This is a genomic window from Denitratisoma sp. agr-D3 (genome assembly GCF_054658675.1).
Genome location: NZ_BAAGIA010000002.1, coordinates 300,899 through 320,680, shown reverse-complemented (window position 1 = coordinate 320,680; position 19,782 = coordinate 300,899). Strand labels below are relative to the sequence as shown.

The window sequence follows — 19,782 nt, the reverse complement described above, 5'->3', positions numbered from 1 at the left end:
TGATAAACTTGCACCCCCTTCGATTCGCCGCGAGGTGACCCCATGTCGGGCCTGGACCGCAACACGCCGATTCCCACCGAGATCAAGCTGCACAACGGCTCCCGGGTGCTGGAGCTGACCTTCGACAACGGCGACCACTACCGCCTGCCCTACGAGTTCCTGCGGGTGTACAGCCCTTCGGCCGAGGTACGGGGCCACGGCGTCGGCCAGGGCGTGCTGCAAACCGGCAAGCGCGACGTGACCGTGACCGACATCGAACCCGTGGGCAACTACGCGGTGAAGATCCGTTTTTCCGACGGCCACGACTCCGGCCTGTATTCCTGGGACGTGCTGTACACCCTCGGCAGCCAGCAGGAGGCCCTGTGGCAGGACTACCTGAAACAACTCGAGGCCGCCGGCGCCAGCCGCGACGTGGACACCACCACGCCCAAACCCGTCGGCCACTCCTGTAGCAAACACTGAAAGCACAACCATGAGCGAAACCCATTTCGGCTTTGAAACCGTCGCCGAGGAAGAAAAGGCCAGCCGCGTCGCCGGCGTGTTCTCTTCCGTCGCCAGCAAGTACGACGTGATGAACGACCTCATGTCCGCCGGCCTGCACCGCCTGTGGAAGCGCTTCACCATCGAGGTATCCGGCGTGCGCAAGGGCGACCGGGTGCTAGACGTGGCCGGCGGCACCGCCGACCTGTCCTCCGCCTTCGCCAAGCGCGTCGGCGAAACCGGCCAGGTCTGGCTCACCGACATCAACAACGCCATGCTCACCGTCGGCCGCGACCGCCTGCTGGACGAGGGCGTGATCACCCCCGTGGCCCAGTGCGACGCCGAAAAGCTGCCCTTCCCGGACAACTACTTCGACTGCATCACCGTGGCCTTCGGCCTGCGCAACATGACCCACAAGGACGCCGCCCTGGCCGAGATGCGCCGCGTGCTGCGCCCCGGCGGCCGGCTGCTGGTGCTGGAATTCTCCAAGGTTCATCCCCTGCTGGAAAAACCCTACGACTTCTATTCCTTCAAGGTGCTGCCCTGGCTGGGCCAGAAGGTGGCCGGCGACGCCGACAGCTACCGCTACCTGGCCGAGTCGATCCGCATGCACCCGGACCAGGAAACCCTCAAGGGCATGATGGAACAAGCCGGTCTGGAACGGGTCGAATACTTCAATCTGACGGGGGGCGTCGTCGCCCTGCACCGCGGATATAAATTCTGAGGAGACGCAAGCCCATGAAACGCATCGCAATTTCCCTGTTTTCCCTGACCCTGGCGCTGGGCCTGGGTTTCAGCGCCAGCGACGCCGAGGCCAAGCGCCTGGGCGGCGGCGGTTCCATCGGCATGAGCCGCAACAGCGCCCCGATGCAGCGCCAATACACGGCGCCTCCCAAACAGGCCAACCCGGCGCCGCAACAGGCCGCCCCCGCCACCACGCCCGCGCCGCAACCGGCACCCCAGCCCTCCGGCATGAGCCGCTGGCTCGGCCCCATCGCCGGCATCGCCGCCGGTATCGGCCTGGCCGCCCTGCTCTCCCACTTCGGTCTGGGCGAAGGCATGGCCAACGTGCTGATGATCGCCGCCCTGGTCTTCGGCGCCATCTTCGTCCTGCGCCTGCTCTTCGGTCGCAAGGCGACGCCCGCTGCCAGCCCCGCCTACGCCGGCCCTGTCGATAACGGTCCGGCCCGTTTCGAGCCGCTGCAACCGGCTGCCGGCGGTGCCGCACCCATGGTCGAAGCCGCGCCCATTCCCGCCGACTTCGACAGCACGGGCTTCCTGCGTCAGGCCAAGATCAACTTCACCCGCCTACAAGCCGCCAACGACGCGGGCAACATGGACGACATCAAGACCTTCACCTCCCCCGAGGTGTTTGCCGAAGTGCAGATGCAATATGAGGAACGGGGTCGGACCAAGCAGCAAACCGACGTGATGCAGCTGGACGCCGAGCTGGTGGAAGTGGTCAGCGACGACAGCCGCCATGTCGCCAGTGTGCGTTTCCACGGTCTATTGCGGGAAGAACCGGGCGCCGCCCCGGTCAACTTCGATGAAGTCTGGCACCTGACCAAGCCGGTGAACGGCGGTGAAGGCTGGCGCGTCGCCGGCATCCAGCAGATCCAGTAATGCTGCCTTTGTCCCCTGTCCAGCCGGTCCTGCACGGCCTCAACCACCTGCTGGGGCAGGCCGGTTGGGCCCGCGACCGGCTCCAGGCCTATGCCGGCCGTCACGCCCGGCTGGGCCTGGGGCCGGTGGTGCTGAACCTGGCCATCACGGCGGAAGGCACTTTCGCCACGGCGACCGAGGAGGGGGAAGCCGACGTCACCATCGCCCTGCCCGCCGATGCCCCCTTGCGCATGGTGCGGGGTGGCGTGGCGGAAGTCATGAAGGGCGCCCAGGTCACGGGCGGCGCCGACCTGGCCGAGGCCCTGGGCTACGTGCTGCGCAATCTGCGCTGGGACGCCGAGGAGGATTTGTCGAAATTCATCGGCGACATCGCCGCCCACCGTCTGGTCAAGGGCGCCGAACGCTTCGTCGCCTGGCAGAAGGACGCTGCCCAGCGCCTGGGCGAAAACCTGGCCGAATACCTGCGCCACGAAAATCCGCAGTTGGTGAAACAGGAGGACTTCGCCGCCTTCAGCAGCGACGTGGCCGCCCTGAGGGCTCAGATGGACGCCCTGGAAAAACGCTTGGCGAAACTCAAGTAGGGGCCTGCCCAAGACGGCTTCCTTGGCTTCGGTTCACAAAAAAAGCCCGATCATCGATCGGGCTTTTTGTTGGCGGTACAGACCACCTTGGCCGGGCGAAAGCGCGCTACAAAGCCGGGTTCAAGGCCGCGCCGCCCTGGCGGGCGGTGCGTAGGGAACGGCGCAGGGACGGCTCCCGGACGCCGCTGGCACTGGGGAACAGTTTGTTGAACTCCGCCGGCAGCAGGCAGTTTTGCAGACTGCGCTGGGCGAAGAGATAGCGGCCATCGCAGACGAAGCCCAGGTCCTGCCAATCCACCGCGTGGTTGAGCAGGTGCACGGCGTACTCCAGGTCCATGGTCGGGTCCTTGGGAAACAGGGCCAGCAGGGAACCGTCGTAGTTGGTGCACTCGTGGATGAAAAAGGGGTGCTTGCGCCGGGTCTTTGCATTCACGTAGATGCGCGGCCCTTCGCACTGGTGGTGGTTGCGACCCCACTGCCACCAGTTGGAATCGTCGAACTTGCGGATGCCCCGGCCGATCAAGCGTTCCTTGTGCTTTTCCAGGTGCTTGTTGCGCACGCCGTAGTACATGCGGCGGGTCTCGCCGCTGTCCACGGTGGTGGAACAGACGAACTCGGTGTTGCCCCTGGGATGGGTGAAGATCTCGTCGGCGCCGGAGACGGCCCCCACCTTGACCTGGAACAGATCGCTGAGGGGCACGGTGTAGTCGCCCCGCAGGAATAGCAGTTGGCCGTCGGACTCGACGAAGCGGCGGCCATCCTCCAGCACGTGGCGACGGCGGCCCTTCTCGAAACGCCAGATGGCGCAGTTGGGCACGTATTCGCCGAAGATGCCGGAATCGCCGGTCTCGATGAAGTGGGTGATGCTGCCTTCCTGGGCCAGCCAAGCATTGAGCTTGCGGGCGGCGGTGAGCTTGATGAAGTCGCGGGGGGTGATGAAGATCAGCTCACCGCGGGGATTGAGGTGGCGCACGCACTTCTCAATGAAGTACAGGTAGAGGTTGCTGCGACCGTCGAACAGGGGGCTCGCCAGCCGCTCGTGGGTTTCCGCCAGGATGTCCTGGTGACGCACGTAGGGCGGGTTGCCAATGATGGTGTCGAATTTCTCGCTCAGCGGATAGTCGAAAAAGTCCATCACCAGGGCGTTGGGCGGGGCCACCCGCTGGTCCAGCTCGATGGCCACGCAGCCGGGAATGCGGGCGGCGAAGGCGCCATCCCCGGCGGAAGGTTCCAGCACCCGCCCCCGCCGCCGACGCAGATCCAGCATTTGCGCCACCACGTCGGCGCGGGTGAAGACTTGGCCCAGATGGGCCACGGGATCGGGGGGAAGGGCGTTGACGAAATCCATAGCGGCGCATGGTAGCGGCGCCGATGGCCCCGGAATTCAGTAAACAAGCGGGATTTACCGATTCTGGTGTGGCCGGGATTTCCCCCGTTTATTCACGGATGCGACGGGGAGGACTCATGTTTCCCCGCGACGAACACGGGCCTAGAACTTCACCTCCAGCCGCGCCGCCCAGGACAGATAGGTCTTGGTCACGGTGCTGGCCGATTGGCTGGTGCTGCCGAAAACCGCCTGGTTGGCGGTGTCGTAGTCGGCGTGGAGCAGATTGGCGGCGGACAGACGCAGCTGGGTGTTGGGGTCGAAACGCCACAGGGCATAGACGTCGAACACCCGCTTCAGGCCCTGGCTGTAGGTCTGGCTGTCGGTGGACTGCACGGTGTAGGCCGGCGTCCAGTTGAGGTTGCCGCCCAGGGTCAAAGGCAGGCTGCGCAGGCGGTAGTCCATGCCCAGATTGGCGGTGTAGCTGGGTTGCTGGTCGAGACGGTTGTTGGGCCCGACCACGCCGTCCACCTTGGACCAGAAACGGCTGTAGTTGGCGCGCAAATCGATGGGCGGCGCGTCGGCCAGCAGTTCGGATAGGCGGAACTTGGCTTCCAGTTCCAGGCCCCGGGTCACCGCGCTACCGATATTCTGCGGCGAGCTTACCCAGCGCTGCGACGATGACCAGCTGACGGTTTGCAGGGAGGTGACGTTGCGGATCAGGTTGTCGATATTGCGCTGGAAGACGCCGGCGCTGACCAGGCCGCCATCGCTGAAATAGTGCTCGAAGGCCAGGTCCAGGCCCCAGGCCAGTTCCGGCTTGAGATAGGGATTGCCGGAGGTGTCCGGGCTGGTGGCGGTGTTGGCGCCGCTGGTGGGATAGTCCGAGGCCAGCTTGGGACGGGGCACCAGGTTGGCCAGGGTGGGTGACTTGTAGCTGCGGGTCAGGCTCAGCCGGACCTGGTCCTTGCTTTCCTCGGTGAAACGCCAGACGCTGTGGAACAGGGGGCTGGCGACGCTGCTGTCGTTGTCGATGGCATTGCCCACCCACTCGCTGTGGGTGCGGATGGTTTCCCAGCGCAAACCGGCGTAGGCGGACCAGAGCGGGGTGATGTCCCACTCGTTCTGGCCGTAGAGGGCATAGCGGCGGGTGCTGGCCTCCAGACTGCTGCCGTACTGGCTCAGTTGGACGACGCCGTCCTGCACGGTGGTGTCGTTCTCCTTGCGGTTGCCCTGCTCCACCTCCCAGCCGAAGGACATGCTATGGCCCGGCGCCAGGGACTGGGCGTACTTGCCGGCATTGCTGAAGCCGCTGTCGCGCACGCTGCTGTTGCTCCAACTGGTGTGGACCTGGCTGCCGCCGGCGTCGTATTCCTTGCGCGAGGTCTGGCTGTCGCTGTCGGCCAGGTTGCCGTTGAGGCGGACTTCCAGCTTGGCGCCGTTGTCCAGCTTGTGGCGCCAGAGGGCCATGGTCCGCATCATGGTGCTATCGCCGTCGGTCCGCCAGCGGGCGTCGCTGTAGTTGCCGGTACCCACGGTGGTATCCAGGTGGCCGCTGCCCGTGGTTGTGCTGCGGTTGGACATGAGGAAGGGCATGACGATCAGATTGTCGCCGCCTGCCAGCTTCCAGTTGAGACGGGTGCCCAGGTGGATGTTGTCGGACACCGTCTGGCTGTTGCTGTACAGGCGCTGGGACAGGGAAGGCACGCCGGTGGAAGTGTTGACGGCCACGGTGTCGGTGCGGGATTCGGACGCCAGGTTGCGATGGGAGGCATTGGCGTTGATGTTGTAGCTGAAGGTGTCGAGGTTCTCGCCGAACTGGGCGGCGACGGAGGGCTGGAAGCGGCCGGCCTCCCAGCCCAGGCTGGGGCGGAAGTCGTTCTCGCGGCGGACGAAGTCCTCCCGCAGCACGATGTTGATGATGCCGGCGATGGCCCGGGCGCTATGTTCCGCGACGGGGGCGCGCATGATCTCGATGCGCTCCACCTGTTCCGGCGCCAGAGAATCCATGGAGAAGCCGCGCGGCGCCGGCTCGCCGTTGAGCAGGATCAGGGTGTAGCCGTTGCCCAGGCCACGCATGCGGATGTCGCCGCCCCGGCCCGGGGTGCCGGACAGGGTGACGCCGGGCAGGCGCTTGAGCACGTCGCCCACGGTGCTGTCGCCGTAGCGGTCCAGCTCCTCCCGGCCGAAAACGATCTTGGCCGCCGTGGAAAAGCGCCGCTGGTCGGTGTCGCTCTGGGCCTTGGCCGAGACCACCACTTCCTTCAGGACCTGGGTGCCGTCGAGGGTCTTGGCCGGCGGGCTGGTGGGGGAGCTGGTGGGGGATTTTGCGGCAGGCTTGCCGCCCTGCTTGCCGGCTTCGCCGTCCTCGCTGGCCTCGGCGGCCAGGGCCGTGGCGGGGACGGCCAGCAGCAGGGCCATCGACAGGACGTGATGAGGGGGGATTCGGGACATCGCAGCACCTTGGAGGTCGGTAAAAACCGTCTGGCGGCGGCTGGGACGGTGAAAAAGGTAGCGAACCTTATGCGAGGAGCCGCCAGCCTGTCGAGCCAAGTCTGTAATGTTTTGTAAAACAAAAAGCAAAAACCCGCTACTGGCGCGGGCTTTCAGGATTTTCACCGAATCACGACGGCATCTTTGCGATCCCGTCGTCCGGTTCGACGCGGGCGGTCAGCCGCCGCTGGCGAAGCGTTTTTCGATTTCGCTGCCGGGAATATAGCCGGGGCTCTGTTGGCCGTTGGCGAACATGAGGAAGGGGGTGCCGCGCACGCCCATCTGCTGGCCGAGGTTGGACACCTTTTCCAACACCGCGTCGGCGTCGCACTTGGCGCCGGCGGCGGCCGGCGCGGTGCCGCTCACCATCCAGTCGTTCCAGGCCTTGCTGCGATCGGCGGCGCACCAGATGGCGCGGGACTTGGTGACGGAATCGTCCCCCAGCACGGCGTAGAGGAAGGTGTAGATGGTCACGTCCTTGACCTTGGCCAGATCCTTCGCCAGCTTCTTGCAATAGCCGCAGTTGGGGTCCTCGAAGGTGACCAGGACGTTCTTGCCACTGCCGCGCACGGTCTTGATGGCCAGGTCCAAGGGCAACATGGCGAATTTCTTTTCCGCCGTCAGGTTCTTCATGGTCTTGATGTCGAACAGATTGCCGTGGAGGAAGTAGCCGGCCTTTTCGTCGGTGTAGAAGATCTGGCCCTCGGCCACCACTTCGTAAAGGCCGGCGATGGGGGCCTTGCCCACCTTGTCCACCTTGATCTTGAGTCGGTCCTCGAAGGATTTCTTGATGGCGGCTTCGCTGCCGTCGGCCAGGGCCTGGAGAGAAGTCAGGGCCAGGGCGGCGGACAGGAAAAGGACGAGTCGTTTCATGAAAACTCCAGGGAAATGTTGGGACAGCTCAGGAAGCCAGGGCGTAGCGAATCAAAACGTCCTTTAGGACCGGCAAGCGGTTGGTGAGGTTCAATCCGGCATTGCGCAGCAGGGACAAAGGGGCCCAATCCGGGGCGAACAGCCGGTGCAGGCCGTCGGTCACCCCTTGCAGGGCCACCACTTCCTCCTTGCGACTGCGCTCATAGCGGCGCAGCAGGGCGAGGTCGCCGCAGTCCATGGGTTCGGGTTTGTCCGCCAGCACCCGGGCCAGGGTCGCGGCATCCCGGTAGCCCAGGTTGATGCCGTGGCCGGACAGGGGATGAATGGCGTGGGCGGCGTCGCCGATCAGCGCCAGGCGGGGTGCCACGCTGTGCGGGGCGCGCATCAAGCGCAGGGGGAAAGCAGCGGCTGGCGTGACCAGGTCCAGCGCGCCCAGGCGTCCGCCGCCGGCCTCGGCCACCCGGGCGCACAGTTCGGCCGGCGACAAGGCGACGAGTTCGTCAGCATGGGCATCGGGCGTGGACCAGACCATGGAGATCTGCTGGTCCGGCAGGGGCAGCCAGGCCAGGATGCCGTCGCGGCCCTGGCCATTGTTGATGAACCATTGGAAGGCGGTATTGCGGTGGGGCTGGGCGCAGCGGAAGTTGGCCACCACGCCTTTTTGGCCGTAATGCTTGAAATGCACGTCGATACCGGCTGCCTGACGGGTCCAGGAATCGGCGCCATCGGCGGCCACGACCAGGCGGGTCTTGAACTGGCGGCCATCTTCCAGGGTCAGGCTGGCGCGCTCGGCCTGGATATCCAGGGCCGCCGGCCGGGACGGGCAAAGCAGGGTCAAATTGGCCTGGCGCTTGGCCGATTCCCATAATTCGGCCTGCATCTGGCCGGCCTCGACGATCCAGGCCAGTTCGCCGGCACCGGCGTCGTAGGCGGAAAAATCCAGGCGCCCGTCCCGGTCGCCGGCCACGGCCATGGCCTCCACCGGACACAGGCGTTCGGCGGGAAGGTGCTGCCAGACGCCGATTTCGCGCAAAAAGGCCGTATTGGCCGGGCTGACGGCATAGATGCGGGCGTCCCAGCCCGGAGAACGGACGGGGGGCCGGCTTTCCACCACGGCCACCGCCAATTGGGTCTGGCGCAGGGCCACCGCCAGGGACAGGCCGGCCAGGCCGCCGCCCACGATCATGATGTCGAAATCCATCGCCGGATTGTCGCCCAGCCCCTTTGCCTTGACAAGGCTCACTGCCTGCAAGGATAATCGCGCCCCTTTCGGTGATGTAGCTCAGCTGGTTAGAGCGACGGATTCATAATCCGTAGGTCGAGGGTTCAAGTCCCCCCATCACCACCAGTATCCAAGCGGCTCTCCCTCGGGAGGGCCGTTTTTCTTTGGGGTTTCCGTCCCCGCTGCCGGTCCCTTCCCCGCTTTCTCATCCCTCCCCGGCGCCGCGAGCGGGGGATGGGCGCTTTCGTCGCTACAATCGCCCGACCCGCGATGGACAGGATATTGCCCTGCCCCTTGTTCCCCGTAATGCGCCCCGCAAAGGATGGATGGTGATGGTTGAAAAGGCCGCTCTCAACAGCAAGGTCCTGGTCATCGACAGCAACAAGGAAATCTTTCCGGTCACCCGGCTGTTTTGCGAAGAAACCCATTTGATCGGCCTGCGGGCGAACAAGAGCAATGTGATGGCGGTGTTGCGCACCCATGTGGACCTGGGGGCGATCCTGCTGGCGGAGTCCTACAACGACGATCCCCAGGGCGGCATCGCCCTGGCCCGGCAGATCCACCAGTTGCGGCCCGAGCTGCCCATTTTCCTGCGCCGGGAACGGCACGAGGAACTGGATGACCTGCCGCCAGACACCCGGCGCCTGTTCTGCGCCGCTTACACCATCGGCAGCATGCATCGCCTGCACCAGTATGTGGACGAATACATCTTCAGCCGGATCTATCCCAACGTGATGGTGCGGGGCATCCGTGAGATCACCGAGGACGTGCTCCAGGGCCGATTCCCCAACGCGGCGGTGACCTGCGACACGCCTTACGTGGTGCGGGACCGCATCATCATGGGCGACGTGTTCAGCCTGATTCCCATCGAAAGCAGTTGGTGCCGCGGCTACATGATGATCCAGGCCACCGAGGCCGCCGCCGCGACATCGTCCTTCGGTGCCATCGCCGAGCATTTGGGCGAGATCACCAACCTGGTCTGGGGCAGCTTCAAGAACCGCTACATCGCCGATCCGACCACCCCCAACGCCACCCAGACCCAGGTGCCCATCCTGGTCCGGCTCAATCAGAAATCCATTTCCTTCGGCGCCGAGGACCCCCAACTCTGCTTCAAGTACGCCCTGACCGACCGGACGGAGCCCGAGGCGCCGCCGGTGTATTTGTTCCAGCGCTTCGTCTTCAACCTGCGCTGGTCGCCGGAAGACTTCACCGAGGTGCCCAATTCGGCCGAGGACCTGGTAGCCGCCGGGGAGTTGGAGTTCTTCTAAGCCCGGCGGATCCGCCGCAGGAACGTGTCACTTTCGTCACCCCCCGTCTGAAGGGCGCCGCTGCCAGCGGCCCGCGCGCCATGGGGCTTTGGCCGCCATCCGGCAGGATTGACGCGGACAAGGGCAGCGCAGCAGGAGAACTTTCCGGGGAAATGGCCTAGTCTGGAAGGACAACGCAATCCTTCCGGGTTGCGACCATTCCAGGAGAACTCCATGAAAAAACTGCTGACCCTGGCCGCCCTGTCGGCCCTCGGCTTTTCATCCGCGCTCTACGCCGCCCCCGGCGAACATCATGCCCATTGGGGCTACCAAGGCCACGGCGGGGCCGCCCACTGGGGCGACCTGCAACCCGAATACGCCGCCTGTAAGCTGGGCAAGCTGCAATCCCCGGTGGACATCCGCAGCACGGACAAGGCCGACCTGCCGGCCCTGGGCTTCAATTACACAAACGGCCCGGCCGAAGTGGTGAACAACGGCCATACCATCCAGGTCAATCTCGCCGCCGCCGGCAGTGCCGCCCTGGCCTCGGGAAGCTACAAGCTGCTCCAGTTCCATTTCCATACGCCCAGCGAGGAAAAGATCAACGGCAAGGCCTTCCCCATGGTGGCCCACCTGGTCCATCGCAACGATGACGGCAAGCTGTCGGTGGTGGCCGTGCTGTTCAAGCTAGGCAAGGAAAACCCGCTCCTGGCGAAGGTGTTCGCCGTCATGCCGGCCGAGGCCGACGGCAAGGCCGAAATCCCCGGCGGCATCAATCCGATGGACATCCTGCCGGCCAAGCAGGGCTACTACGCCTACCTCGGCTCCCTGACCACCCCCCCGTGCAGCGAAGGCGTGCGCTGGCAGGTGTTGAAGGAACCGGTGGAACTGTCCGCCGCCCAGTTGAAAGCCTTCAAGAAGCTCTACCCGATGAACGCGCGGCCGGTGCAGCCCCTGCACGGTCGTTCGCTCCAGGAAAGCCACTGAAACGACACACGTCTCCTCCCAGGCCGGTCAGCACCGGCTTTTCCAGCCCCCTCAGTGGGGCTGTTTTTATTTCCGCCCCACCCCGGTGCGCTCCCTGCTTCGCGTAAAATGCTCTTTTTATTGCATTTTCCCAGGAGCTATCCGTGCAACTCGTTTGTCTCGACCTCGAAGGGGTCCTCGTTCCCGAAATCTGGATTGAATTCGCCGAGCGCACCGGCATCCCGGAACTGCGCCGCACCACCCGGGACGAGCCGGACTACGACAAGCTGATGAAGTACCGCCTGGACATCCTGGCCAACAAGAAACTGGGCCTGCCCGACATCCAGAAGGTGATCAGCGACATGGGCCCCATGGCCGGCGCCAAGGACTTCCTCGACGAACTGCGCCAACAGTTCCAGGTGATCATCCTGTCCGACACCTTCTACGAATTCGCCATGCCCCTGATGAAGCAACTGGGCATGCCCACCCTGTTCTGCCACAAGCTGGAAGCGGACGGCAACGGCATCCTGGTGAACTACCACCTGCGCATGCCCAACCAGAAGAAGGAAGCGGTGCAGCGCTTCAAGGAACTGAACTTCAAGGTGATCGCCGCTGGCGACTCCTACAACGACACCGCCATGCTGGGCGAGGCCCACGCCGGCATCCTGTTCCACCCGCCGGAAAACGTGATCCGCGAATTCCCCCAGTTCCCCGTGACCAAGAGCTACGCCGAACTGAAGGCCGAAATCCTCAAGGCCAGCGCCCGCATCTAAGCCGCCATGCACAAGGATCGTTTTTACACCCTTGCCGCATCCTGCCCCGATCAGGTCGGCATCATCGCCAAAGTGACCGGCTTTTTCGCCGAACACAAGGGATGGATCCTGGAGTCGAGCTTCCATGCCGACGATCAGGCGGGGCGCTATTTCATGCGCATCGAGGTCAAGGCCGATTCCCTGCCCTTCCTGCTGTCGGAACTGCGGGACCGCTTCCGTCCCGTGGCCGAGTCCCTGGACATGGACTGGAAGATCACCGACTCGGCGGTGAAAAAGCGCGTGGTGGTGCTGGTCAGCAAGCAGGAGCATTGCCTCTACGACCTGCTCTCCCGCTGGCAGAGCAAGGAACTGGACATCGAGATCCCCTGTGTCATCTCCAACCACGACACCTTCAAGGGTTTCGTCGAGTGGCACGGCATCCCCTTCCACCACATTCCCGTCACCCCGGACAACAAGGCCCAGGCCTATGCAGAGGTGCAGCGGCTGTTCGAGGAAGTGGGCGGCGACACCATGGTGTTGGCGCGCTACATGCAGATCCTGTCGCCCGAACTGTGCGCCGCCCTGCCGGGGCGCATTCTCAACATCCACCACAGCTTCCTGCCCAGCTTCGTCGGCGCCAAGCCCTACCACCAGGCCTACGACCGTGGCGTCAAGCTGATTGGCGCCACCTGCCACTACGTCACCGCCGACCTGGACCAGGGCCCCATTATCGAACAGGACGTGATCCGCATCGACCACTCCGACTCGCCGGAGGACATGGTGCGCTACGGCAAGGACATCGAGAAGACCGTGCTCGCCCGGGGCCTGCGCTACCACCTGGAAGACCGGGTACTGGTCCACGGCAACAAGACCGTGGTGTTCCGCTAGACAACCGACGCGGCGGCCATGGCCTGGGACCCGGAAAAATTCCGCCGCTGGTTTCGCAATGAACTGCGCGACTACCTGGCGGATGTCCGCGACATCATCGACGCCCTGCGCCACGCCGAGGGCTGGGTCGCCCTGGGCCTGATCCTGGCGGTGCTGTCCGTGGTCGCGGTATGGTTCATCACCGGCCTCGGTTTCGGCGGCATCAACGTGGAGGGCAGCCTCAACCTGGGCAGCCGCCATTGCCGACCGATCAGCAATTTCTCCGGCGTGGTGATGTTCGTGGACGTGGTGATGATGTTCCTGTTCGGCATCATGGCCATCGGTGAAATGCTGCAAGTGCTGGAACGGCTGCGCCTGGGCGACCCGCCCCAGCACCGCTGGGTCGTGCTGCTGACCCTGGGCATGCTGGTTTCCGGCGTGGCCGGCATCGTCTACATGCGCATCATCTGCTGAGGTTTCCCTGCCCGGCCTGGAACGCCCTGGGAAACCCGGGCCAAAGGGCGATAAAATGCCGCCCGTGAGCGACACCCCCCAGCCCCCCTCGGTCAATCTGACCAACCATTTCCTCATCGCCATGCCCGCCATGGCGGATCCGAATTTTTCCCGCACCCTGACTTACGTCTGCGAACACAACGCCGACGGTGCCTTGGGCATCATCGTCAATCGCCCCACGGAAATGGATTTGGCCAGCCTGTTCGAGCAGGTGGACATCCCCCTCGAACGGGAGGAGTTTTCCGGTCGCCCGGTGTATTTCGGCGGCCCGGTGCAAAACGACCGGGGCTTCGTCCTCCATCGCCCCGCCGGCAGTTGGCAGTCCTCCCTGCAAGTGGAGGAAGGACTGGCCCTGACCAGTTCCAAGGACATCTTGGTTTCCCTCGGCACCGAGGGCACCCCCAGCGACTTTCTGATGGCCCTGGGTTATTCGGGCTGGTCCGCCGGCCAACTGGAGTGGGAACTGTCCCAGAACGCCTGGCTCACGGTGCGGGCGGTGCCCGACATCATCTTCGGCCTGCCGCCGGAAGAACGCCTGCCGGCCGCCATGCAACTACTCGGCGTGGATTTCGCCAACCTGTCCGACGTGGCGGGACATGCCTGAGTGTTTGCCGCCGGGCCGCCCCAAGGCGAACGCAACGTTTGCCGTGGCGTCGCCTGCTGGCGACGAACATCTGTCACCCCCGCCTGGGCGGGGGATGGGGGGAGAGAGCTTCATGGGCACCGTGCTCGCCTTTGATTTCGGCACCAAGCGTATTGGTGTCGCCGTGGGGGAACTGATGTTGGGCCAGGCCCGCCCCCTGCTGACCATTGCCCACGAGGCCAACGACGCCCGTTTCGCCGCCATCGCCAAGCTCATTGCCGAATGGCAGCCCGCCCGCCTGGTGGTGGGCCTGCCCCTGGCGGTGGACGGCAGCGAACACGACATGACCGCCCGCGCCCGCCGCTTCGCCCACCAGCTGGAAGGCCGCTTCCGCCTGCCGGTCGAACTCGTGGATGAACGTTTTTCCTCCGCCGAGGCCGAAAGCCGACTGGCCGAAAAAGGCCAGGGCTGGAAGCAGCGCAAGGAAACCCTGGACGCGGAAGCCGCCGCCACCATTCTGCAAGGATTCTTCGACACCCGACCGCAATGAACACCACCAATCCCCAACTCAACAGTCACGGCGAGCTGCAACACCTGCTCACCATCGAGGGCCTGCCCCGGGACGTGATCACCCGCATCCTCGACACGGCGGCCCCCTTCACCGAACTGGCCCACCAGGAAGAGAAAAAGCTTTCCCTGCTGCGGGGCAAGAGCGTGTTCAACCTGTTCTTCGAGAACTCGACGCGGACCCGCACCACCTTCGAGATCGCCGCCAAGCGGCTGTCGGCGGACGTGATCAACCTCAACATCAACACCTCCAGCACCGCCAAGGGCGAAACCCTGCTGGACACGGTGGACAACCTTGCCGCCATGCAGGCCGACATGTTCGTGGTGCGCCACGCCACCAGCGGCGCGCCCTTCCTCATTGCCCAGCACCTGGCCGCCACCAACCAGAACCACATCCGCGTCGTCAATGCGGGCGACGGCCGCCATGCCCACCCCACCCAGGGGCTGCTGGACATGTACACCATCCGCCACTACAAGAAGGACTTCACCAACCTGACCGTGGCCATCGTCGGCGACATCCTCCATTCCCGCGTTGCCCGGTCTCAGATCCACGCCCTGACCACTCTGGGCGTTCCGGAGATCCGCGCCATCGCCCCCAAGACCCTGCTGCCCACCGCCGCCGAGCGCATGGGGGTCAAGGTGTTCCACGACATGAAGGAGGGGCTGCGCGGTGTGGACGTGGTGATGATGCTGCGGCTGCAAAACGAACGCATGCAGGGCGCCCTGCTGCCCAGCCCCCAGGAATACTTCAAGAACTACGGCCTGACGCCGGAAAAACTGGCCCTGGCCAAGCCCGACGCCATCGTCATGCACCCGGGTCCCATGAACCGGGGCGTGGAGATCGACTCGGCGGTGGCCGACGGCGGGCAGGCGGTGATCCTGCCCCAGGTGACCTTCGGTATCGCCGTGCGCATGGCGGTGATGAGCATGCTGGCGGGGAATTAATCAGATGAAACTGCAAATCAAGAACGGCCGCGTGATCGACCCGGCCAAGCAAATCGACCAGGTCGCCGACCTGTTCATCGTCGACGGCCGCATCGCCGCCATCGGCAGCGCGCCGGCGGACTTCGCCGACAGCGGCACCGTCGGCACCATCAACGCCAACGGCCTCGTCGTCTGTCCCGGCCTGGTGGACCTGGCCGCCCGCCTGCGGGAACCGGGCTACGAGTACCGCGCCACCCTGGAATCGGAAATGGCTGCCGCCGCCGCTGGCGGCGTCACCAGCCTGGCCTGTCCGCCGGACACCGACCCGCCCCTGGACGAACCGGGCCTGGTGGAAATGCTCAAACACCGGGCACGGTTGCCGGAGTTCGCCAAGGTCTATCCCGTCGGCGCCCTGACCGTAAAGCTCGAAGGCAAGCACATCACCGAGATGGCCGAACTGGCCGAGGCCGGCTGCGTCGCCTTCAGCCACGCCAACGTCGCCGTGCTCGACACCCAGGTCGTCCTGCGTGCCATGCAGTACGCCGCCACCTTCGGCTTCCCGGTCTGGATGTCGGCCCAGGATCCCTACCTGGCCCGCAACGGCGTCGCCCACGACGGCGAAATGGCCGCCCGTCTCGGCCTGACCGGCATTCCCGTGGTGGCGGAAACCTCCGCCCTGGGCACCTTGCTGCTGCTGGCCCAGGAAACCGGCGTGCAACTGCACATCACCCGGGTTTCCTCTTCCGCCGGCCTGGACATGATCCGCATCGCCCGGGAACAGGGCATCAAGGTCACCTGCGACGTGACGCCCCATCACCTGCACCTGTCCGATCTGGACATCGGCTTCTTCAATCCCCATGCCCGCCTCGACCCGCCCCTGCGCAGCCTGCGCGACCGGGACGCTTTGCGGGCCGGCCTGGCGAGCGGCATCATCGACGCCCTTTGCTCCGACCACACGCCGGTGGACGACGACGCGAAGCTGGTGCCCTTCGGCGAAGCCGAGCCCGGTGCCACCGGATTGGAACTGCTGTTGCCCCTGGCCCTCAAGTGGGGCAATGAAATGGGGCTATCCCTGGCGGACACCCTGGCCAAGATCACCTGCAATCCCGCCCGCCTGCTCGGCATCGAGGCCGGTACCCTGGCCTTGGGCGCCGCGGCCGACGTCTGCATCTTCGATCCCGAGGCCGAGTTCCGCGTCAGCCGCGACAACCTCAGGAGCCAGGGCAAGAACAGTCCCTTCCTCGGCCAGATGCTGGCGGGACGGGTACGCTACACCCTGATCGACGGGGTTTTGGCCCACGACGGCAATTGGTCATAGCCTGGTGGGGCCCAAGCCTCATGGGCCCTACCCCATGGGCCCTAAGCCTTTCTTGGCGTTGGATTTTGCAGGATTGGCTATAATTCCCGCCTCTCCCGTAAGCCCTTACCCCCAGATTTCAAGGAAACCCGCCATGTTCAACGCCCGCTTCTCCATGCTCGCCCTGGCCGGCATGGTTGCCGCCTCCTCCGCCTTCGCCATGGGCAGCCGCCCCAAAGCCGACGAGGAAGCCGTCAATGCCCGCATCACGCCCGTCGCCAAGCTGTCCCTGGCTGCCGGCGGCGGCGCCGCAGCGGGTAGCCGCACCGGTGAGCAACTGTATCAATCCGCCTGTAACGGCTGCCATGCCGCCGGCACCCTGGGCGCCCCCAAGTTCGGCAACAGCGGCGACTGGGGCCCCCGTCTCGGCAAGGGCCTGGACGGCCTGCTCAAGAACGCCATCAGCGGCATCCGTTCCATGCCCGCCAAGGGCGGCGTGGCCGACGCCACCGATGCCGAACTGGCCCGCGCCATCGTTTACATGGCCAACAAGTCCGGCGGCTCCCTCAAGGAACCGAAGTAAGGCGTCGCGATTCGCCACTCCCTCGACCCCTTTCCCAAGAACGGGGTCGAGGAATCAGCAGGGCAGCTTCGGCTGCCCTTTTGTTTTGCTGCCGGCGCGGTTGCACCATGGCTTTATGCTGCTAGAGTGGAAAAGTGACTTCTCCGGGAGCCGGCATGAACCTCACCAGCATCACCAATCTCTATCGCAGCCAGCAATCGGCGGCGACCAATACGTCGATCCAGACCGACCCGGTGCAAAAGGCGCTGGCCACGGCGACCAGCAATCTGAGCCGGCAACAGGCGGCGACGTCCGCCAGTCTGTCGAGCGTGGGACAGTTGAAATCGGCCTTTTCCCGGGTGGCGGACAGCGGCGCGGCCCTGGCGGCCACCAAGACGGACACGACCAACAGCAGCCTGAAAAGCAATCTGGCGTCCTTCGTCAGCGCCTACAACGACACCCTCAGCGCCGGCAGCAAGGTGGCGCCGGGGACGGCGTCGACGGCGGTCAATTCCCTGCGACGGGCCTTGGGCAGCGACAGCGGACGCAGCGATTTGCGCAGCCTGGGCATCACGCAAAAATCCGACGGCAGCCTGGTCCTGAACAGCAAGGCGCTGGATACCGCCTTGCAGGACAACGGCGCCGGCGTTCGTGCCGCCGCCGCGCGCATCGGCAGCACGGCGGACAAACAGGCGGATCGCGCCCTGTCCGACAGTGGCGGCGTGGGCGTCAGTTACAACCGCCTCAGCGCCGCAGCCAAGAGCCAGGCGGCACGGCAGACCGAGTTGTCCAATCTGGCCAGCGCCCAAGCCGGCTTATCGACCAGCGCGAGCAGTCAGAACGGCATCAACAGCTATTTGCAGGTGCTCTCGCTTTAAGGAAAGCGGGGGCGGCGTCTTCAAACGGAAGACTTGTTGAGCATGGCCTTGAACTGCTCGAAACGGGCACGGCCGGCGACCCGGTCCTCCTGGGTCGGCGCGGTTTCCTCGCCGCCGGCCCGCTTCAGGTCTTCGCCCATTTCCTCGATGAAACGGGAGGGTTCGCACTCCCGCAATTCCTTGCCCATGCGGCGCTTTTTACAATGACTGACGTGCAGGCTCATGCGGGCACGGGTGATGCCCACGTACATGAGACGCCGCTCCTCCTCCAGCTTGCCTGGCTCCAGGGAATCCCTATGGGGCAGGATGCCCTCCTCCACGCCGATCAGGAAAACATGGCGGAACTCCAGGCCCTTGGCGGCGTGTAGCGTCGCCAACTGCACCGCGTCCTGCTCCTTGTCGTTCTTGTCGAGCATGGTGATCAGCGCCACCGTCTGGGTCAGTTCCAGCAGGTTCTTGTTCTCTTCGTCGCCCTTTTTCGCCAACCACTCGGTGAAGTCGCGGACGTTGTTCCACTTGCCTTCCGCTTCCCGGGTATCGAGGGACTCGAACAGCCAGGCCTCGTAGCTGATGGCCCGCAGCAGGTCCTCGATCACCTGCCGGGCCGGTTCCCGCCCGGCCCGGCTTTCCATGCGGTGGATGAAGCTGCAAAACTCCCGCACCCCCTTGAGCTGTTTTTCGTTCAGGTGCTGTTCGATGCCCACTTCCACCGCCGCCTGGAACAGGCTGACGTGGCGGTTGCCGGCATGGCGGCCCAGGGCCTCCAGGGTGGCGCCGCCGATGCCACGCTTGGGCGTGGTGATGGCGCGGATGAAGGCCGGATCGTCGTCGGGATTGGCGATCAGGCGCAGATAGCTGGTGATGTCCTTGATCTCCGCCTTTTCGAAAAAGGACTGGCCGCCGGACATGACGTAGGGCACCTTGTTCTGCCGCAGTTGCTGCTCGATGGCCCGGGCCTGGTGGTTGCCCCGGTAGAGCACGGCGTAGTCGGCCCATTTGCCCCGGTGCTGGAACTTATGGGCCAGCAAGCGGGCGGCCACCCATTCGGCCTCGTGGCTGTCGTCGCGGCAGAGCTGGACGTGCACCGCGTCGCCATGGCCATGCTCGGACCACAGTTTTTTCTCGAACACCTTCGGGTTGTGGGCGATCACCGCGTTGGCAGCCTGGAGGATGCGGGTGGTGGAGCGGTAGTTCTGCTCCAGCTTGATGATCTTGAGACGGGGGAAATCCTCCTGCAAGAGGTGGATGTTGCCGATGTCCGCCCCGCGCCAGGCATAGATGGACTGGTCGTCGTCCCCCACCGCGGTGAAGGCGGCCTTGGGACCGGCCAGCAGCTTCATCAAACGGTATTGGCAGCGGTTGGTGTCCTGGTATTCATCCACCAGCAGGTGCCAGATACGGCTCTGCCAACGGGCCAGCACCTCTTCGTTGGACTCCAGCAGGTTCACCGGCAGGCGGATCAGGTCGTCGAAATCCACCGCCTGGTAGGCGCGCAGGGTCTTTTCGTACTCGGCGTAAGTGGCGGCCGCGCCCCGCTCGAACTCGTCGGCCGCCGCAGTACGGGCCTCATCCGGGCCTAACAGGCTGTTTTTCCATAGGGAAATCCGGGTCTGCACCATGCGCAGGGTGGCTTTGTCGGCATTGGCCAGGAGTTCCTGGAACAAACCAGTGGTGTCGGAAGCGTCGAGAATGGAAAACCCAGGCTTCAATCCCAGGTGGCGGGCCTCCTGACGGAGGAAGCGGGCGCCCAGGGCATGGAAGGTGGAAACACTGAGACCTTCGGCCGTACCGTCCTTGAGCAAGCTGTCGGCTCGCTCCTTCATTTCCTTGGCGGCCTTGTTGGTGAAAGTGATGGCGGTAATCTTGTGGGCGGGGTAACCGCAACCTTCGATCATCCAGGCGATCTTCTGGGTGATCACCCGGGTCTTGCCGCTACCAGCCCCGGCCAGGACCAGCAGGGGGCCATCCAAATACTTCACCGCCTCCCGTTGGGGAGCGTTTAAACCATGGGTCACCGGGGAAACAACGGG

At 64.9% G+C, this 19,782-nt stretch carries 20 protein-coding genes and 1 tRNA gene; 16 read left to right on the top strand and 5 right to left on the bottom strand.

Annotated features, from left to right (window positions below):
• Positions 1 to 42: 42 nt before the first annotated feature.
• From ACYQ2U_RS06530 to ACYQ2U_RS06515, 4 genes are read left to right on the top strand one after another with little or no spacing between them, the layout of a single operon-like run.
• Positions 43 to 462, top strand: coding sequence for a gamma-butyrobetaine hydroxylase family protein (locus tag ACYQ2U_RS06530; RefSeq protein WP_459949549.1), 420 nt, complete (start codon positions 43 to 45; stop codon positions 460 to 462).
• Between the two features lie 10 nt (positions 463 to 472).
• Positions 473 to 1,204: a bifunctional demethylmenaquinone methyltransferase/2-methoxy-6-polyprenyl-1,4-benzoquinol methylase UbiE gene (ubiE, locus tag ACYQ2U_RS06525; RefSeq protein ID WP_459949548.1), complete on the top strand. Its 732-nt coding sequence runs from the start codon at positions 473 to 475 to the stop codon at positions 1,202 to 1,204.
• A 14-nt stretch (positions 1,205 to 1,218) separates the two neighbouring features.
• Complete coding sequence (locus ACYQ2U_RS06520; RefSeq protein ID WP_459949547.1) at positions 1,219 to 2,103, top strand: Tim44 domain-containing protein; 885 nt, start codon at positions 1,219 to 1,221, stop codon at positions 2,101 to 2,103.
• Positions 2,103 to 2,684, top strand: a complete 582-nt coding sequence (locus ACYQ2U_RS06515) for a ubiquinone biosynthesis accessory factor UbiJ (protein WP_459949546.1) — start codon at positions 2,103 to 2,105, stop codon at positions 2,682 to 2,684. The genes ACYQ2U_RS06520 and ACYQ2U_RS06515 overlap by 1 nt, the downstream gene beginning before the upstream one ends.
• A gap of 106 nt (positions 2,685 to 2,790) precedes the next feature.
• Here the strand turns inward: ACYQ2U_RS06515 and ACYQ2U_RS06510 are convergent, their stop codons facing one another.
• The 4 genes from ACYQ2U_RS06510 to ACYQ2U_RS06495 all read right to left on the bottom strand — a co-directional run bounded on the left by ACYQ2U_RS06510 (position 2,791) and on the right by ACYQ2U_RS06495 (position 8,617).
• Positions 2,791 to 4,032 (bottom strand): Eco57I restriction-modification methylase domain-containing protein, encoded by a 1,242-nt coding sequence (locus ACYQ2U_RS06510; RefSeq protein WP_459949545.1) that lies wholly within the window; start codon positions 4,030 to 4,032, stop codon positions 2,791 to 2,793.
• A 141-nt stretch (positions 4,033 to 4,173) separates the two neighbouring features.
• On the bottom strand, positions 4,174 to 6,462 hold the full coding sequence (locus ACYQ2U_RS06505; protein ID WP_459949544.1) for a TonB-dependent receptor plug domain-containing protein: 2,289 nt from the start codon (positions 6,460 to 6,462) through the stop codon (positions 4,174 to 4,176).
• A 216-nt stretch (positions 6,463 to 6,678) separates the two neighbouring features.
• Positions 6,679 to 7,374, bottom strand: a complete 696-nt coding sequence (locus tag ACYQ2U_RS06500) for a DsbC family protein (protein WP_459949543.1) — start codon at positions 7,372 to 7,374, stop codon at positions 6,679 to 6,681.
• Between the two features lie 28 nt (positions 7,375 to 7,402).
• Positions 7,403 to 8,617 (bottom strand): UbiH/UbiF family hydroxylase, encoded by a 1,215-nt coding sequence (locus ACYQ2U_RS06495; protein ID WP_459949542.1) that lies wholly within the window; start codon positions 8,615 to 8,617, stop codon positions 7,403 to 7,405.
• Between the two features lie 28 nt (positions 8,618 to 8,645).
• Here ACYQ2U_RS06495 and ACYQ2U_RS06490 point away from each other — a divergent pair.
• From ACYQ2U_RS06490 to ACYQ2U_RS06435, 12 genes are all read left to right on the top strand, one after another.
• Positions 8,646 to 8,722 (top strand) — tRNA-Met (locus ACYQ2U_RS06490).
• Between the two features lie 206 nt (positions 8,723 to 8,928).
• Positions 8,929 to 9,864 (top strand): hypothetical protein, encoded by a 936-nt coding sequence (locus ACYQ2U_RS06485; protein ID WP_459949541.1) that lies wholly within the window; start codon positions 8,929 to 8,931, stop codon positions 9,862 to 9,864.
• 213 nt (positions 9,865 to 10,077) lie between these two features.
• Positions 10,078 to 10,830 carry a carbonic anhydrase gene (locus ACYQ2U_RS06480; RefSeq protein ID WP_459949540.1) on the top strand — a complete coding sequence of 251 codons (753 nt, stop codon included), beginning with the start codon at positions 10,078 to 10,080 and terminating at the stop codon, positions 10,828 to 10,830.
• A 143-nt stretch (positions 10,831 to 10,973) separates the two neighbouring features.
• A complete protein-coding gene (gene thrH / locus ACYQ2U_RS06475; RefSeq protein ID WP_459949539.1) occupies positions 10,974 to 11,582 on the top strand; it encodes a bifunctional phosphoserine phosphatase/homoserine phosphotransferase ThrH in 609 nt (202 codons plus the stop codon).
• 6 nt (positions 11,583 to 11,588) lie between these two features.
• A complete protein-coding gene (purU, locus tag ACYQ2U_RS06470; RefSeq protein WP_459949538.1) occupies positions 11,589 to 12,449 on the top strand; it encodes a formyltetrahydrofolate deformylase in 861 nt (286 codons plus the stop codon).
• An 18-nt stretch (positions 12,450 to 12,467) separates the two neighbouring features.
• Positions 12,468 to 12,902, top strand: a complete 435-nt coding sequence (locus tag ACYQ2U_RS06465; protein ID WP_459949537.1) for a hypothetical protein — start codon at positions 12,468 to 12,470, stop codon at positions 12,900 to 12,902.
• A 121-nt stretch (positions 12,903 to 13,023) separates the two neighbouring features.
• Positions 13,024 to 13,545, top strand: a complete 522-nt coding sequence (locus tag ACYQ2U_RS06460) for a YqgE/AlgH family protein (protein WP_459949930.1) — start codon at positions 13,024 to 13,026, stop codon at positions 13,543 to 13,545.
• A 112-nt stretch (positions 13,546 to 13,657) separates the two neighbouring features.
• Entirely contained in the window at positions 13,658 to 14,074 is a 417-nt protein-coding gene (gene ruvX / locus ACYQ2U_RS06455; protein ID WP_459949536.1) for a Holliday junction resolvase RuvX, read from the top strand.
• Positions 14,071 to 15,036, top strand: a complete 966-nt coding sequence (locus tag ACYQ2U_RS06450; RefSeq protein ID WP_459949535.1) for an aspartate carbamoyltransferase catalytic subunit — start codon at positions 14,071 to 14,073, stop codon at positions 15,034 to 15,036. Before ruvX ends, ACYQ2U_RS06450 begins: the two co-directional genes overlap by 4 nt.
• Before the next feature lie 4 nt (positions 15,037 to 15,040).
• Positions 15,041 to 16,333 (top strand): dihydroorotase, encoded by a 1,293-nt coding sequence (locus ACYQ2U_RS06445; protein WP_459949534.1) that lies wholly within the window; start codon positions 15,041 to 15,043, stop codon positions 16,331 to 16,333.
• 133 nt (positions 16,334 to 16,466) lie between these two features.
• Positions 16,467 to 16,895, top strand: a complete 429-nt coding sequence (locus ACYQ2U_RS06440; RefSeq protein WP_459949533.1) for a c-type cytochrome — start codon at positions 16,467 to 16,469, stop codon at positions 16,893 to 16,895.
• Between the two features lie 155 nt (positions 16,896 to 17,050).
• Positions 17,051 to 17,752, top strand: a complete 702-nt coding sequence (locus ACYQ2U_RS06435) for a hypothetical protein (RefSeq protein WP_459949532.1) — start codon at positions 17,051 to 17,053, stop codon at positions 17,750 to 17,752.
• A gap of 20 nt (positions 17,753 to 17,772) precedes the next feature.
• Here the strand turns inward: ACYQ2U_RS06435 and ACYQ2U_RS06430 are convergent, their stop codons facing one another.
• A complete protein-coding gene (locus ACYQ2U_RS06430; RefSeq protein WP_459949531.1) occupies positions 17,773 to 19,767 on the bottom strand; it encodes a UvrD-helicase domain-containing protein in 1,995 nt (664 codons plus the stop codon).
• Positions 19,768 to 19,782 lie beyond the last annotated feature (15 nt).